We start from the raw sequence: 15,056 nt of genomic DNA, 5'->3' as shown, positions 1-15,056 counted from the left end.
GGTCACGCTCTGTGAGGAGTCAGCCGACCAGGGCGTGCCGGGCCGGGCCACGGTGCGGCGCTATGGTGCTGCCGTCGGGCAGCAGCTCGCCGGTGTCCTCGAAGAGGATGACGCCATTGCAGAGCAGGCTCCATCCCTGCTCCCGAAAGCAGGCGACGACGCGGGCGGCTTCCCGGTCGGTCGCCTCCGCGGTGGGGCAGATCGGTTCGTGCTGGCACATCGGGTTCTCCGGACTATGGGGGCGCTGTGGCATGGTTCACATGACCGATGACGGACGGTACTCCCTCACACCCAGTGATGACGAGCGGGTATCCGTCTCTGACCGAGGAAATCCACTTTTCGGATGAGGCAGATCGAGCCGTACGTATTGGAAGCGCTCCCATACGCGCCGCCGGGAGCGCCGGCGAACTGCGTACCCCGACTCGTGGAGCACGACCGGCTGCAGTGGTGGGCCGACGCGGCCGACGACCCCGCCACCCTCCTGGAAGACTTCCTCGCCCGACACGACCTCCCGGTACGCGACCTCACCCGGCCCGGCACCCACCCCACCGGCCCGGCACCCGGCACCGTCTGCGGCGCCGCCGTCTTCGTCTCCGCCGCCGCCGGAGCCCGGATGGCCGGCGCACCCACCGGCCCCGCCAGCCCGGCACCCGCCGTCCCCGACCTGGCCGCCGTCGTCTACCGGCACCACGACCACCCCACCAGCCCCACGCCCCCCGGCCGGCCCCACCCAGCCACCCCCGGCTGGCACCTCGGCCCCTGGACCGAAAGCTGGACCCCCCACCAGCACGCCGACGCCGTACGCCAGGCCCGGCACGCCATCGCCGCCGGCGACATCTACCAGGTCAACCTCGTCGGACACGGCAGCGCCGAATACACCGGAAACCCACTGCCGGCACTGCACCGGCTCACCCGGCTACCCGGCGCCCGGTACGGCGGCATCCTCACCGGCACCGGCTGGGCCATCGGCTGCGCCTCCCCGGAAACCCTGGTCGAGGTGACCGGCGGCACCATCTACACCCGGCCGATCAAGGGCACCCGGCCGGCGACCGGCCCCGGCCGCCGCGAACTCCTGGAATCCGCCAAGGAACGCGCCGAACACATCATGATCGTCGACCTGGAACGCAACGACCTCGCCCGGATCGCCCGCACCGGCACCGTACGCGTCGACCAGCTCTACACCATCCGCCGCTGGTCCGACCTCTGGCAGGCCGAGTCCACCATCTCCGCCACCCCCGCCGCCGGCCGCAGCCTCGCCGACCTGCTCCGCGCCGTCTGCCCCGGCGGCTCCGTCACCGGCGCACCCAAACTCGCCGCCCTGACCCGGATCGCCACCCTGGAACCCGTCGGACGCGGCGCCAGCATGGGCGGACTCGGCTGGATCGGCCCCGATCGGCTCGACCTCGGCCTCACCATCCGGACCGCCGCCGCCGACCCCGACCGGATCCACGTCTGGGCCGGCGGCGGGATCACCTGGGGCAGCGACCCGGCCGCCGAAGTCGCCGAGGCAGCCGCCAAGGCCCGCCCGGTCCGCGCCGCCCTCGCCGGCCAACCGCGACCCTGACGCACCACGGCACCGCCCGCGCCGCGCCCGCCCGAATACGTAACGAACCGGTAGGGTTCCGGTCATGACGATGCGGCCCATCCGGATCATCGGAGACCCGGTGCTCCGCACCCCCTGCGAGCCGGTCACCAGCTTCGACACCGAACTACGCGACCTGGTCACCGACCTCATGGACACCCTCCTCGGCGCACCCGGCCGAGCCGGAGTCGCCGCACCGCAGATCGGCATCAGCGCCCAGGTCTTCGTCTACGACGCCGACGGCCACCGCGGCCACCTGATCAACCCCACCCTCGAACTCTCCACCGAACAACAGGACGACGACGAAGGCTGCCTCTCCATCCCCGGCCTCCACTTCCCGACCCCCCGCGCCCGGCACGCCACCGCCCACGGCTTCGACCAGCACGGCGAACCCCGCACCATCACCGGCAGCGACTTCCTCGCCCGCGCCCTGCAGCACGAGACCGACCACCTCGCCGGACGGCTCTACGTCGACACCCTCCGCGGCGAGACCCGCCGCCGCGCCCTACGCGACATCCGCGCCGGCCGCTTCGCCACCCCCGACCGGTAGCCCCGCCGTGGCGCCGGCCGACAACCGCCGCACCGCCGACGGCTTCAACGACCCCGCCGGCGCCGCAACCACACACCCACCGCACCCAACACCACGAACAGCAACACGGAACAACACAGCGCTTTGAAGATCACGCCAAAACTGTCGCACATCCCGCCGTAAGGTGTGCACGTGCGCCTGGCAACCTTCAACCTCCTACACGGCCGATCCCCGCACGACGGCCTCGTCGACGAGACCCGGCTCGCCACCGCGGTCGCCACCCTCGACGCCGACATCCTCGCCCTGCAGGAAGTCGACCGGGACCAGTCCCGCAGCAACCACCTCGACCTCACCGCCATCGCCGCCCAGGCGATGAAGGCACCCGAACACCGCTTCGCCGCCGCCGTCGTCGGCACCCCCGGCGAGCAGTTCCGACCCCTCACCCACGACGACGACGGGCACGGCGAACCCCTCTACGGCATCGGCCTGGTCAGCCGCTATCCCGTCCGCTCCTGGCAGGTCACCCGCCTCGCCCCGGTGCCCGTACGCTCCCCGGTCCTCGACCCCGGCCCCGGCGGCGGCATCATCCTGCTCCGCGACGAACCCCGGGTCGTCCTCGCCGCCATCCTCGACACCCCCTACGGACAGATCACCGCCGCCGCCACCCACCTCTCCTTCGTCCCCGGCTGGAACATCCGGCAACTCCGCCAGGTCGTCCGCGCCCTACGCACCCTGCCCCCACCCCGGATCCTCCTCGGCGACCTCAACCTCCCCGCCGGGCTCGCCACCCTCGTCTCCGGTTGGCGCTCCCTGGCCCGCCGCCCCACCTACCCGGCCAGACAACCCCGGGTCCAACTCGACCACATCCTCGCCGACCCGCGCGACGGCCACCCCCTGCCCGCCGTCACCGCCAGCGACGCCCCGATCGCCACCATCTCCGACCACCGGCCACTCGTCGTCGACCTCGCCTGATCCGAAGCCGCGACACCCCCGGAAGCCTCACCAGCCACGGTCAGCGGACCCCTCCACCGTCGGGTGCTGCGCCAGCAGCCGGCCCAACGAACGGTTCGTACGGTTCGCCCGCACCGCCGCCCGCTCCTGCTCGGCGGTCACCTCGATGTAGCTCTGGCTCGTCGCCAGGCTCGCGTGCCCCAGCAATCGCATGATCTCCGGCGCGCTCGCACCGTCCTCGGCCAACCGGGTCGCGAAGGTGTGCCGCAGCGCGTGCAACCGCGCCCCCGCCGGCACCCGGTCGGTGATCCCCGCCCGCCGATAGCAGGACTCCACCAGATACTGCAGGCCACCCCGGCGCAACGGCGCACCCTGCCGGTCGACCAACAGCGCCGAGTCCGGCCCGACGGTGCGGGACCCGAAACGCCGGCGTCGGCTCTCCAGATAGTCCCCGAGCACCCGGTCGAGCTCCGGCTCCACCGGAATCAACCGGGAGCGGCTGCCCTTGCCGGTCACCTCGACCCGGCGCTCGCCGGGCCGGCCGACCAGCGACCCCGTACGCAGCGCCAGCAACTCGGCCAGGCGCAGACCCGCACAGAGCGCCAGGGCCAGCACGGCCAGATCGCGCTCCGGCCACGGATCCCGCTGCCGCTCGTCGGCCCGGGCGACCCCGGTCAACAACTGCTCCGGCGTCTCCTCGCCCCGCAGCGGCTTCGGCGGTGCGGGCGGCACCCTGGGCTTGTCCACGGCGGGCATCACATTGCCGGACACCACCCGCTCGGCGACGAGGAAGTCGAAGAAGCCGTTCCAGGTGGACCAGGCCCGGTAGATGGAGGCGGCAGCCCGGGGAGCGGCGTACCGGGCGAACGCTGCCCGCAACGACCGGGCGGTCAGGGCCCGGATCGGCAGCCTGGCCAGGGGGAGGGGAGTGGCGGGATCGGCGGCGACCAGCCCGGCGACCGCCAGCAGGTCGCGCCGGTATGCCGCCAGCGTGTGCGGGGAGGGCTTGCGGGTGGCCCGGGCGCTCAGGAACTGCTCGACGAGGGGGAGTAGCAGAAAGTCCTCTTTGTCCTGCATAACGAATATTATGCATGATTTCGGGTGAACCGGATAGTTCGAACGACCTTCACGGTGTCCCGGGGATCGGCCGGGTTGCGACCGCGACGGCACCCGAGAGAGGGGATGGACGCCACGACCGGGGCGCCGCGTCGGCTGCTCCCGCGGCGCAGGACGTGGCGACGTACCCGCGACCGCCGCATGAACTCCCGGACCGGTCGGCCAGCGCGAACTACCGATGTGCCGGTCGCTCCGGTGCCCCCGGATCGAGTTTCGGCCGGCAGGGCAGGCGTACCGGTGGGGTGGGGAGCGCCCTGGGCGGCGAATCACCGGGTTGTGGTTTCCCGCCGACGAAAGCAGACCCCCGGGAGGCCGACTGGTTGACATAATGTCTCTTATCGACCTGACGGCGAGGGATGGGTACGAGGGGCAACGAAACCTGAGGCGGGCTGCTATACACCCTGCATGTCAAACGCCTCCATCGGCATGCTGGCCCGTACCGCGCTCGCGGTCGTCACCTCGGTGGCTGCGGTGGCCGCCGCCGCACCACCGGCCGCCGCCGCGGCCCGCACGCTCGGCCTTCAGGCACTCCAGTTCTCGCCCGCCACAGTGGACGCCCGTGGCGACATCGCCGTTGTGCCGCTGACCTTCACTGTGCACAACGGCGACGATGCCGCCCAGGACATGTACGGCACTCTCCTGATCCAGCAGGCCGGTCCCACCCGCGGCAGCTACGTCGGGCAGACGTACGAGGTCGACTTCCGATTCAACGAGACCTGGTACGCCAAGGCACACTGGTTGTCCGGCACCCCGCAGATGTCGACCTACCAGTACGACTTCGTGGTGCCGCGACACGCGGCCAGCACCTCCGCCCGCTGGCTGGTGACCCGCTTCGAGGCGCGCGACGAGCGCGGAGGTTCGCTCGTCGTCGGCCCGGCCGTACTGCGGAACGAGTACGGCGGCAAGCTGACCGCCGAGACCCTGGTCGACTCGACCGCCCCGTCCCTGAGCTGGGGTTATCTGGAGCCGATCAATGGCGCCCGGCCGTACGCCTATGTAGGTGGCCACGAGGCACTGTTGCGCTACGACCTCTCGCTCACCGACACCGAGTCAGGATTCTGGAAGGGCAGCCTGATCCTTGCCGGTCCGGACGGTCACACCGCCGTGGGTCGGTTCGAGGCGGACTTTCACCGGGCGGACCCCCACTGTGGGTCGTACACGGCCAACGACCCCCACTACCCGAGCTGCAACGTCGAGGTGCGTATCCCGGCGGACGCGGCGTCCGGGACCTGGCGGGTCACGGAGCTGGCGCTGACCGACAACGCCGGCAACCGGGGTGTCGTCACCGATCACGGCCTGGAGTCGATCGAAGTCACCTCAAACGAGGTGTTGAGCGCCGGGGACTTCGTGGCCACCCCGAACCCAGTGGACAACTGGCGGAGCACGGTCGAGGTCCAGGTGGGCATGACCGTCACCGGTGCGAGGGACGACGTCCGGGAGATCCTGCTCGACTTCGACGACCACGGCTGTCTGCAGACCTCGACGACGCCGTCGCTCCGGAGCGACGGCACGGTGAGCGTACCGGTACGGGTGCACACCACCACGCAGAGGTGCACCGTGACCGGCATCGCGCTCCGCGACGGCGCTGGTGCCCTGGCGCTTTACGGCAGCCGCTACGGCGCACCGGACCCGAATCTCACCATCACCCAGCTGGTCAACACGACCCCACCGACCGCGAGCGACGTGGCGTTGACGCCGACCACGGTGGCTGGCAGCGCGGCGGCGGACACGACGCCGGTCGTCACGATGACCGTCGCCGCCCCTGTCGCACCGTTGAGTAGCTGCTCGCTCTACCTGTACGGAGCCGACGGTCGGATGGTGGCCCAGCAGGGCGGCGGCTGCCGTACCGGCCCGGACGGGCGGCTCACCATCTACGGGTACCTGCCGTGGGGCATCGCGCCCGGCGTGTACACGTACGGTTTCACGCTCGGCGATGCCAGTCGGTTGAGCGTCACGTACGGCCCGGAGGGCGAGGCCATGCCGGGGGGCCCACTCACCCTGACCGTCACCGAGGGTTGACCGTCGGGGGCCGGCCCCCGACGCGGGCCGGCCCCCGGTATCAGCCCGGAGTCGGGTGGTCCTGTGGCGGGCTCTCGGATGGCACCCGGAGTGCGCGGGTGGCCTCCTTCCCCTCAGCGGCCGACGTAGGCGGCCAGGTGTTCGCCGGTGAGGGTGGTGCGGGCGGCGACGAGGTCGGCCGGGGTGCCCTCGAAGACGATCCGGCCGCCGTCGTGGCCGGCGCCGGGGCCGAGGTCGATGATCCAGTCGGCGTGTGCCATGACCGCCTGGTGGTGCTCGATGACGATGACCGACTTGCCGGAGTCGACGAGCCGGTCGAGCAGGCCGAGCAGTTGTTCGACGTCGGCGAGGTGCAGGCCGGTGGTCGGCTCGTCGAGGATGTAGATGCCGCCCTTGGCGCCCATGTGGGTGGCCAGTTTGAGCCGCTGCCGCTCGCCGCCGGAGAGGGTGGTGAGTGGCTGGCCGAGGCTGAGGTAGCCGAGCCCGACGTCGGCGAGCCGGTCGAGGACGGTGTGCGCGGCCGGTGTCTTCGCGTCGCCGGTGCCGAAGAACTCCTCGGCTTCGGTCACGGACATGGCGAGCACCTCGGCGATGTTGCGGCCGCCGAGGGTGTATTCCAGCACCGAGGCCTGGAACCGTCGGCCTTCGCACTCCTCGCAGGTGGATTCGACGGTGGCCATGACGCCCAGGTCGGTGTAGATCACGCCGGCGCCGTTGCAGGTGGGGCAGGCGCCCTCGGAGTTGGCGCTGAACAGTGCCGGCTTGACGCCGTTGGCCTTGGCGAAGGCCTTGCGGATCGGGTCGAGCAGTCCGGTGTAGGTGGCCGGGTTGCTGCGTCGTGAGCCGCGGATTCCGCCCTGGTCGATCGAGATCACCCCGTCCCGGTTGGCGACCGAGCCGTGGATCAGTGAGCTCTTGCCGGAGCCGGCGACGCCGGTGACCACGCAGAGCACTCCGAGCGGGATGTCGACGTCCACGTTGCGGAGGTTGTGTGTCGCCGCGCCGCGGATCGGTAGGGTGCCGGCCGGTGGGCGTACCGATTCCTTGAGGGTGGCACGGTCGTCGAGGTGGCGGCCGGTGATGGTGTCGCTGGTGCGTAGCCCTGCCACGGTGCCCTCGAAGCAGACGGTGCCGCCGTTGGTGCCGGCGCCGGGGCCGAGGTCGATGACGTGGTCGGCGATCGCGATCGTCTCGGGCTTGTGCTCCACGACGAGTACGGTGTTGCCCTTGTCTCGCAGTCGCAGCAGTAGGTCGTTCATCCGTTGGATGTCGTGGGGATGCAGTCCGATCGTCGGTTCGTCGAAGACGTAGGTGACGTCGGTGAGGGCGGAGCCGAGGTGGCGGATCATCTTCGTGCGCTGTGCCTCTCCCCCGGAGAGGGTGCCGGAGGGCCGGTCGAGGGAGAGGTATCCGAGTCCGATTTCGGCGAACGAGTCGAGGAGGTGCTGCAGGCCGGTGAGGAGCGGGGCGACCGACGGTTCGTCGAGGCCGCGGATCCAGTCGGCCAGGTCGCTGATCTGCATGGCGCAGACGTCGGCGATGTTCTTTCCCCTGATCTTCGACGACCGGGCCTCCGCGCTCAGGCGGGTGCCGGCACACTCGGGGCAGGTCGTGAAGGTCACCGCCCGTTCCACGAAGGTGCGGATGTGTGGTTGCAGCGTGTCGACGTCCTTGGAGAGGAAGGACTTCTGGATCTTGGGGATCAGTCCCTCGTACGTCAGGTTGATCCCGTCGACCTTGATCTTGGTGGGTTCCTTGTGGAGCAGGTCGTACAGTTCCTTCTTCGTGTACCTGCGGATTGGCTTGTCCGGGTCGAAGAAGCCGCTGCCCCGGTAGATGCGGCCGTACCAGCCGTCCATGCTGTAGCCGGGGATGGTGAGGGCGCCCTCGTTGAGCGAGAGGCTGTCGTCGTAGAGCGCTGCCAGGTCGAAGTCGGTGACCGAGCCCATGCCTTCACAGCGTGGGCACATGCCGCCGAGGCGGGTGAAGGTCGCCTTCTCGGTCTTCGTCTTGCCGGCGCCGCGTTCGACGGTGATCGCACCGCTGGCCTTCACCGAGGGGACGTTGAACGAGTATGCGTTGGGCGAGCCGATGTGCGGTTTGCCGAGCCGGCTGAAGAGGATCCGCAGCATGGCGTTGGCGTCGGTGGCGGTGCCGACGGTGGAGCGCGGGTTGGCGCCCATCCGCTCCTGGTCGACGATGATCGCGGTCGTCAGTCCGTCGAGCATGTCGACCTCGGGCCGGGACAGCGTCGGCATGAAGCCCTGCAGGAAGGCGCTGTAGGTTTCGTTGATCAGCCGCTGCGACTCGGCGGCGATGGTGCCGAAGACCAGCGAACTCTTGCCGGAGCCGGAGACCCCGGTGAAGACGGTCAGCCGGCGCTTCGGGATCTCGACGTTGACGTCCTTGAGATTGTTCTCGCGCGCGCCCTGTACGCGGATCAGGTCGTGGCTGTCGGCGCTCTGCGGCGTCGCCGACCGCGGATCTGTCCTCGTAACGGTGTTCATCGTGTCTCCATCTCCTGGGGCGTGCGGTCTGCGTCGGTGTCGCGGGTGAGCCGATGCCAGCCGATGCCCGCTGTGCCGGCGGTGTGGGCGCGGCGGCGGGCGTCGGCGGTCACCGGCACGGCTCAGCGCAGTTCGTTGATCCGGATCAGGTTGCCGGCGGGGTCGCGGAAGGCGCAGTCCCGGACCCCGTACGGCTGCTCGGTGGGTTCCTGGACGACGTCGGCGCCGCTGGCCTGCAGCCGTTCGAAGACGGCGTCGAGGTCCTTGCTGGCCAGGGTGATCGCGGTGTAGCTGCCCTTGGCGATCAGTTCGAGGATGGTGCGGCGCTCGTCGTCGGTGAGGCCGGGGTCGGTGGCCGGCGGGTGCAGGACGATGGAGGTGCCGGGCTGGTTGGCGGGGCCGACGGTGAGCCAGCGCATCCCGTCGTATCCGACGTCGTTGCGGACCTCGAATCCGAGGGTGTCGCGGTAGAAGGCCAGGGCGGCGTCCGCGTCGGTGTGCGGCAGGAAGGCGTGGTGAATGCTGATGTCCATGGCGGTCAGGCTAGTTGCGGCCGGATGCCCGGCGCTTCTTGATTCCTGACCCGGTTCCTCGTCGGTCGGGTGACCTGTTTCGCCAGGCACGACGGCATCTCGGCGGTCGTGCCGGCGCTCTGGGCCCGGTAGGTGCTCGGCGGTACGCCGACCAGTTCGGTGAAGCGGGTGCTGAAGGTGCCCAGGGAGGCGCAGCCGACCGCGAAACAGACGTCGGTGACGCTGAGGTCGCCGCGGCGCAGTAGTGCCATTGCCCGTTCGATGCGCCGGGTCATCAGGTACGCGTAGGGCGATTCTCCGTAGACCTGCCGGAACTGCCGGCTGAGGTGTCCGGCGGACATGTTCACCCCGTGGGCGAGCGCCTCGACGTTCAGCGGCTGTGCGTACTCCCGGTCGATGCGGTCGCGGACGCGGCGCAGTCGCGTCAGGTCGCGCAGGTGCTGTGCCATGGCGGGAGTGCTGGTCACGTGGGCGATCGTGCCATGGCGGGCCGGACGTTGCCCAGGCAGGCAGGGCCTCCGGACGGTTTTGTCCTGGTTTTCGCGTTTCTCGGGTTGGCCGTCGTCCGGGTTGGCCGTCGTCCGGGTTGGTGGCGGGTCAACGGCCGCCGGCGACCCGGAGCACGGTGCCGGTGGTGTAGCTGGCGCCGGGGCCGAGCAGCCAGGTGATGGCGGCGGCGACCTCGTCGGGTTCGCCGGGGCGGCCCAGTGGGATGCCGGCGGCGGCCTGTTCGGGGCGGTCGGGTTGACCGGCGCGGGCGTGGATCTCGGTGCGGATGATGCCGGGGGCGACGGCGTTGACCCGGATGCCGCGAGGGCCGAGTTCCTTGGCCAGGCCGATGGTGAGGGTGTCGGTGGCGGCCTTGACGGCGGCGTAGTGCACGTACTCGCCGGGGCTGCCGAGGGTGGCGGCGCCCGAGGAGACGTTGACGATGGCGCCGCCGGGCGGCATGCGGCGGGCGGCCTGTTGGGCGCAGAGGACGTACCCGATGAGATTGACGTCGACGACGTGGCGCAGGTCGGCGACGGTGAGGTCGGTGAACGGGCCGATCGGGCTGGTGACGCCGGCGTTGTTGACCAGGCCGGTCAGTCCGCCGAGCTCGCCGGCCGCGTCGAAGAGACGTTCCACCTGGTCGGGGTCGGTGGTGTCGGCGCGGACGGCCAGGCATCGGCGTCCGGTGGCGGTGACGTCGCGGACCACCGTGTCGGCGGCGGCGGTGTCGCTGCGGTAGCAGAAGAGCACGTCGTGTCCGGCGGCGGCGAGTTGCCGTACGGTCGCGGCACCGATTCCCCGGCTACCGCCGGTCACCACTGTCACGGGAGTCATGGTCTCGCCCTCTCGGTCGTCGTCTTCCCCGGTGCGGATTCCTCGCGATCCTGTCATCTGGCGTCGGTGTGGCGGGGGGTGGCCGGTACGTTCGTCGGCTCGGGATCCGGTTGTTGATCTCGGATCGGTGTGTCCGTCTCGACGTTGTCGGGCCGGCCTGGTAGTAAGTCAGGGTTCAGACAGGTGTACGGAAGAGGGGTTCGATGGCTGCCGCGCGTACCGCCGAGCAGGGCTTGTCCACCGAGGAGTTGCAGCAGATCCGGGACGCGTTGGCGGCTGGTCGCAAGCCGAGGGTGACGTTCACCGAGTCGGCGGGGCAGATTGCCGGCCAGCTCGGCCAGGTGGTGGAGTTGACCGATCCGGAGGTCTCCGAGGAGTGGGTGGTGGTGAGGTTCGGCCGGGACGAGTTGCCGTTCTCCCCCACCGACCTGGCGATCACGCCGAAGGGTGCGACGGGCCGGCGAACGGCGGGCCGGCCGGAGCCGGAGCCGGTCGTCGAGCCAGAGTTCAAGATCGTCAGGGAGCCGGCTCCGGCGCCCCGTAGGGAGGCAGCAGTGACCGCAGTGGAGACTCCCCCGGCCGGCCCGGCGGACGGCGAGGGCGAGGCGAGGCCGACCCGGCGGGCGACCAAGGCGACGAAACCGAAGGGACCGGCGGGATTGACGGTCACCCTGACGTACGCCGACGGCGAGTGGATGCTGGCGGCGACGCAGGGGACGAAGTCGCTGGCGAAGCCGTACGTGATCAAGCCGGCGGAGGCGTTGAAGATGGTCGCGTTGATCGACGTGCCGGGGGTGCACGAGGCGGTGGAGCAGATCATGGCGGCGGAGCGACGGGAGGCCGAGCAGCAGGCGGAGAAGCTGCGGGCGGAGCTGGCGGAGATCGAGGCGCGGTTGGCGGAGTTGCGCGACGCGGGCTGACGCGGCGGTCGTCAGTCCGGGATGTTGGCGACCCCGATCCGCTTGCGGAACACCCAGTAGGTCCAGCCCTGGTAGGCGAGGACGACCGGGGCGAAGAAGACCGCCACCCAGGTCAGCACCGTCAGGGTGTAGGGGCTGGAGGCGGCGTTGTCGACGGTGAGGGTGCCGGCCGGGTCGGCGGTGGAGGGCAGCACGGTCGGGAAGAGGGCGGCGAAGACGGTGGTGACGGTCAGCCCGATCGCGGCGGCGGTGCCGGCGAAGGCCCAGCCCTCCCGGCGTACCCGGGTGGCGGCCAGCATCCCGACGAGGGCGACGGCGGCCGCGGCGGCGAGCCCGACGGCGGCCGGGGTGTTCCGGATGGCGAGGCCGGTGGCGAGGAAGGCGCCGGCGGCGCCGGCGGTGGCCGGCGCGGTGCGGGCGGCGAGCCGGCCGGCCCGGACCCGGATCTCGCCACTGGTCTTGAGGGCGAGGAAGACGGCGCCGTGGGTGACGAAGAGCGCCGTCGTGGTCGCGCCGCCGAGCAGCGCGTACGGGTTGAGCAGGTCGAGCAGGCCGCCGGTGTAGTCGTGTGCGGCGTTCAGCGGTACGCCGCGCAGCAGGTTGCCGAGGACGATCCCCCACACGGCGGCCGGGAGCAGGGAGCCGAGGACGATGGCGGTGTCCCAGCGCGCCTTCCAGCGTGCCTCCGGGCGCTTGTGCCGGTATTCGAAGGCGACGCCCCGAAAGATCAGTGCTACCAGGACGAGCAGCATCGGCAGGTAGAGGCCGGAGAAGAGGCTGGCGTACCAGCCGGGGAAGGCGGCGAAGAGGGCGCCGGCGGCGGTGATCAGCCAGACCTCGTTGCCGTCCCAGACCGGGCCGATGGTGTTGATCAGGACCCGGCGTTCGCGGTCGTCGCGGCCGAGCAGGGGCAGCAGGATGCCGACGCCGAAGTCGAAGCCCTCCAGGATGAAGTAGCCGGTGAAGAGGACGGCGATGAGCAGGAACCAGAGGGTGGGCAGCTCCACGGTGGACTCCGGTCGGTCGGTAGGCGAAGGTCGGTGGGCGAGGTCAAAGGTCGGTGGGCAAGGTCAGTAGGCGAAGGCGAGCGGGCGGTTCTCGTCGTCGGTGCCGGGCTCGGGTTCCGGTGCCGGCGTGGTGTCTGGCAGGCCGGCGCGGGCGTAGCGGAGCAGCAGCCGGACCTCGACGACGGCGAGGGTGGCGTAGATCAGGGTGAAGGCGGTGAACGAGGTGAGGACCTCGGCCAGCGAGACGCTGCGGGAGACGCCGTCGCGGGTGAGCATCTCGCCGAAGACGACCCAGGGCTGCCGTCCCATCTCGGTGAAGATCCAGCCGAAGCAGTTGGCGGCGAGCGGCAGGATCGGCATGACCAGGCCGGCGCGGACCAGCCAGCGGGAGCGCGGGGTACGGCCGCGCCGCTGCGCCCAGAGCACGAGCGCGGCGATGGCGGCGGCGGCCAACCCGAAGCCGATCATGAAGCGGAAGCTCCAGTAGGTGACCGGGATGACCGGGGTGTAGCTGCCGGGGCCGTACTCGGCGACGTACTGGGCCTGGAGGTCGTCGATGCCCCGCACCTCGCCGTTCGGGTCGCCGGTGCCGAGGACCGAGAGCAGGTACGGGATCTTGATGGCGAAGAGTTCCCGGCTGCCGTCCAGGCTGCCGACGGTGAGGACGGAGAACGAGGCGGGTTGTTCGGTGGTGTAGAGCGCCTCGGCGGCGGCCATTTTCATCGGCTGCACCTGGGTCATGATCTTGCCCTGGAGGTCGCCGGTGAGGACGACGGCGACGGCGGCGGCGAGGGTGACCCAGGCGCCGAACCGGGCCGCGAACCGGTAGGCGGAGCGATCCTCCTCGGCGGTGCGCCGCCGCTCAGCGGTGGCGTCCTCCCCCACGTCGGCACTCCGCGGTGCTGTTCCGGCGGCCGGCACCGTTCCGGCGGCCGGCGGCGTCGCCGGGCCGCGCAGGTGCCAGAGGGCGACCGCGACCATCAGCGAGCCGGCGACCAGGAAGCAGCCGGCGAGGGTGTGCGGGAAGGTGACCAGGGTGACCTTGTTGGTCAGCACGGCGACGATGTCGGTGAGTTCCGCCCGGCCGGTGTCGGGGTTGATCCGGTAGCCGACCGGGTTCTGCATCCAGGAGTTCGCGGCCAGGATGAAGTACGCGCTCAGCGTGGAGCCGATCGCGGCGGCCCAGATGGTGGCGAGGTGGATGCGGCGGGGCAGTCGGTCCCATCCGAAGATCCACAGGCCGAGGAAGGTCGACTCGAGGAAGAAGGCGAGCAGCGCCTCGATGGCCAGCGGGGCGCCGAAGACGTCGCCGACGAAGCGGGAGTAGTCGCTCCAGTTCATCCCGAACTGGAACTCCTGGACGATGCCGGTGACCACGCCCATGGCGAAGTTGATCAGGAAGAGTTTGCCGTAGAACCTCGTCAGCCGCAGGTAGCGGGGGTCCCCCGTGCGGTGCCAGCGGGTCTGCAGGATCGCGACGAGCACGGAGAGCCCGATGGTCAGCGGCACGAAGAGGAAGTGGTAGACGGTGGTGACACCGAACTGCCACCGGGCGACGTCGAGCGCGTCCACGCGCGTACCCCCCAGGTATTTACTACTGGACGTAGTAAATACTACCTGGCGTCGTAGACGGTGGACGTGGGAGGTCGATCACGTCCGGCGGCGGAGGGCGCGGGCGTCGATCCCGGTCTCCCCCGCCCCACGCGGCGGCGGTGTCGGCGGGGCGTGCGACGATCGACCGCTGATGGAGACCACCACTACCCAACCCTGGCGGGCCCCGCGCTTCTGGCTCTTCCTCCAGGTGCTCGCCCGGGGCGTCGTCGGGATGATCGCCCGGCTGCGGGTCACCGGGGACGTACCCGAGGCGCTACGGCACGGCCCGCTGATCCTGGCCGCCAATCACATCAACCCGTTCGACCCGGTCGCGCTGACCGCCGCCTGCCGGGTACGCCGGATCGCGCCCCGGATCATGGCCACCGGCGGGGTGTTCCGGGCACCGGTGGTCGGTGCCGCCATGCGGGCTTGCGGACACATCCGGGTCGACCGGCGGACCCCGGGCGTCGGGCTCGCCCTGGAGCACGCGGCAGCCGCCGTCGCCGGCGGCTCGGTGGTGCTGGTCTATCCGGAGGGCCGGATGGGGCTCGACCCCGGCATGTGGCCCGAGCGGGGCAAGACCGGCACCGCCCGGCTCGCCTTCGCCAGCGGCGCCACCGTGGTGCCGGTCGCCCAGTGGGGCGCGCACGAGGTGCTGCCGTACGCCGCACCGCGCGGGCTGCTACGGGCGCTCGGTCGGGCCGTCGTCCGGCGGCCGGTGGTGCGGGTCCACTTCGGGCCCCCCGTGGACCTGACCGGGATCGACCCGACCAGCCCCGGCGCGGCCGCCCGGGCCACCGGCGCCATCATCGACGCGCTCTCCGACGCCCTCGTGCTCCTGCGTCCCGACGAACCCGAGCGGCCCCGGTTCGTCGACCCGACCCGGCCGACCGAGAACCGCCGACGGCACCGACGTACCCGGCCGGACGGACCAGCCCGCGACTGACTGGGATCCGTAGCCGACCGGCCATCC

Annotated in this window: 14 protein-coding genes; 6 read left to right on the top strand and 8 right to left on the bottom strand. The window is 71.1% G+C overall.

Annotation, left to right across the window (positions count from 1 at the left end):
* Positions 1-19: 19 nt before the first annotated feature.
* Entirely contained in the window at positions 20-220 is a 201-nt protein-coding gene (locus tag ACN28C_RS22680; protein WP_422769542.1) for a DUF5999 family protein, read from the bottom strand.
* Between the two features lie 123 nt (positions 221-343).
* On the opposite strand from ACN28C_RS22680, the gene ACN28C_RS22675 reads away from it, so the two are divergent.
* The 3 genes from ACN28C_RS22675 to ACN28C_RS22665 all read left to right on the top strand — a co-directional run bounded on the left by ACN28C_RS22675 (position 344) and on the right by ACN28C_RS22665 (position 3,083).
* A complete protein-coding gene (locus ACN28C_RS22675) occupies positions 344-1,564 on the top strand; it encodes a chorismate-binding protein (protein WP_422769541.1) in 1,221 nt (406 codons plus the stop codon).
* A gap of 64 nt (positions 1,565-1,628) precedes the next feature.
* Positions 1,629-2,132 carry a peptide deformylase gene (gene def / locus ACN28C_RS22670; protein ID WP_422769540.1) on the top strand — a complete coding sequence of 168 codons (504 nt, stop codon included), beginning with the start codon at positions 1,629-1,631 and terminating at the stop codon, positions 2,130-2,132.
* 171 nt (positions 2,133-2,303) lie between these two features.
* Positions 2,304-3,083, top strand: coding sequence for an endonuclease/exonuclease/phosphatase family protein (locus ACN28C_RS22665; RefSeq protein WP_422769539.1), 780 nt, complete (start codon positions 2,304-2,306; stop codon positions 3,081-3,083).
* A gap of 27 nt (positions 3,084-3,110) precedes the next feature.
* Here ACN28C_RS22665 and ACN28C_RS22660 read toward each other — a convergent pair whose 3' ends face one another.
* Positions 3,111-4,139: a tyrosine-type recombinase/integrase gene (locus tag ACN28C_RS22660; RefSeq protein WP_422769538.1), complete on the bottom strand. Its 1,029-nt coding sequence runs from the start codon at positions 4,137-4,139 to the stop codon at positions 3,111-3,113.
* 444 nt (positions 4,140-4,583) lie between these two features.
* Here ACN28C_RS22660 and ACN28C_RS22655 point away from each other — a divergent pair, with 444 nt between their 5' ends.
* Positions 4,584-6,197, top strand: a complete 1,614-nt coding sequence (locus ACN28C_RS22655; protein WP_422769537.1) for a hypothetical protein — start codon at positions 4,584-4,586, stop codon at positions 6,195-6,197.
* A gap of 113 nt (positions 6,198-6,310) precedes the next feature.
* Here the strand turns inward: ACN28C_RS22655 and ACN28C_RS22650 are convergent, their stop codons facing one another.
* From ACN28C_RS22650 to ACN28C_RS22635, 4 genes are all read right to left on the bottom strand, one after another.
* Positions 6,311-8,704 (bottom strand): ATP-binding cassette domain-containing protein, encoded by a 2,394-nt coding sequence (locus tag ACN28C_RS22650; RefSeq protein ID WP_422769536.1) that lies wholly within the window; start codon positions 8,702-8,704, stop codon positions 6,311-6,313.
* Positions 8,705-8,826: 122 nt separating this feature from the next.
* A complete protein-coding gene (locus ACN28C_RS22645) occupies positions 8,827-9,237 on the bottom strand; it encodes a VOC family protein (RefSeq protein WP_422769535.1) in 411 nt (136 codons plus the stop codon).
* A gap of 5 nt (positions 9,238-9,242) precedes the next feature.
* Complete coding sequence (locus ACN28C_RS22640) at positions 9,243-9,686, bottom strand: helix-turn-helix transcriptional regulator (RefSeq protein WP_422774773.1); 444 nt, start codon at positions 9,684-9,686, stop codon at positions 9,243-9,245.
* Between the two features lie 148 nt (positions 9,687-9,834).
* On the bottom strand, positions 9,835-10,563 hold the full coding sequence (locus tag ACN28C_RS22635; protein ID WP_422769534.1) for an SDR family oxidoreductase: 729 nt from the start codon (positions 10,561-10,563) through the stop codon (positions 9,835-9,837).
* A 203-nt stretch (positions 10,564-10,766) separates the two neighbouring features.
* Between ACN28C_RS22635 and ACN28C_RS22630 the strand changes: the two genes are divergently transcribed.
* Complete coding sequence (locus ACN28C_RS22630) at positions 10,767-11,483, top strand: hypothetical protein (protein ID WP_422769533.1); 717 nt, start codon at positions 10,767-10,769, stop codon at positions 11,481-11,483.
* Between the two features lie 11 nt (positions 11,484-11,494).
* On the opposite strand, the gene cydB is transcribed toward ACN28C_RS22630, so the two are convergent.
* Complete coding sequence (cydB, locus tag ACN28C_RS22625) at positions 11,495-12,490, bottom strand: cytochrome d ubiquinol oxidase subunit II (RefSeq protein ID WP_422769532.1); 996 nt, start codon at positions 12,488-12,490, stop codon at positions 11,495-11,497.
* Between the two features lie 63 nt (positions 12,491-12,553).
* Positions 12,554-14,062: a cytochrome ubiquinol oxidase subunit I gene (locus ACN28C_RS22620; RefSeq protein ID WP_422769531.1), complete on the bottom strand. Its 1,509-nt coding sequence runs from the start codon at positions 14,060-14,062 to the stop codon at positions 12,554-12,556.
* 172 nt (positions 14,063-14,234) lie between these two features.
* Here ACN28C_RS22620 and ACN28C_RS22615 point away from each other — a divergent pair, with 172 nt between their 5' ends.
* The gene (locus tag ACN28C_RS22615; RefSeq protein WP_422769530.1) at positions 14,235-15,029 is read left to right on the top strand and encodes a lysophospholipid acyltransferase family protein; all 795 of its coding nucleotides are present in this window, start codon (positions 14,235-14,237) and stop codon (positions 15,027-15,029) included.
* Positions 15,030-15,056 lie beyond the last annotated feature (27 nt).

Source organism: Plantactinospora sp. WMMC1484, from assembly GCF_049315195.1.
GTDB lineage: Bacteria > Actinomycetota > Actinomycetes > Mycobacteriales > Micromonosporaceae > Plantactinospora.
The sequence above is the reverse complement of the archived record's forward strand: the minus strand, read 5'-3'. Positions and strand labels throughout refer to the sequence as shown.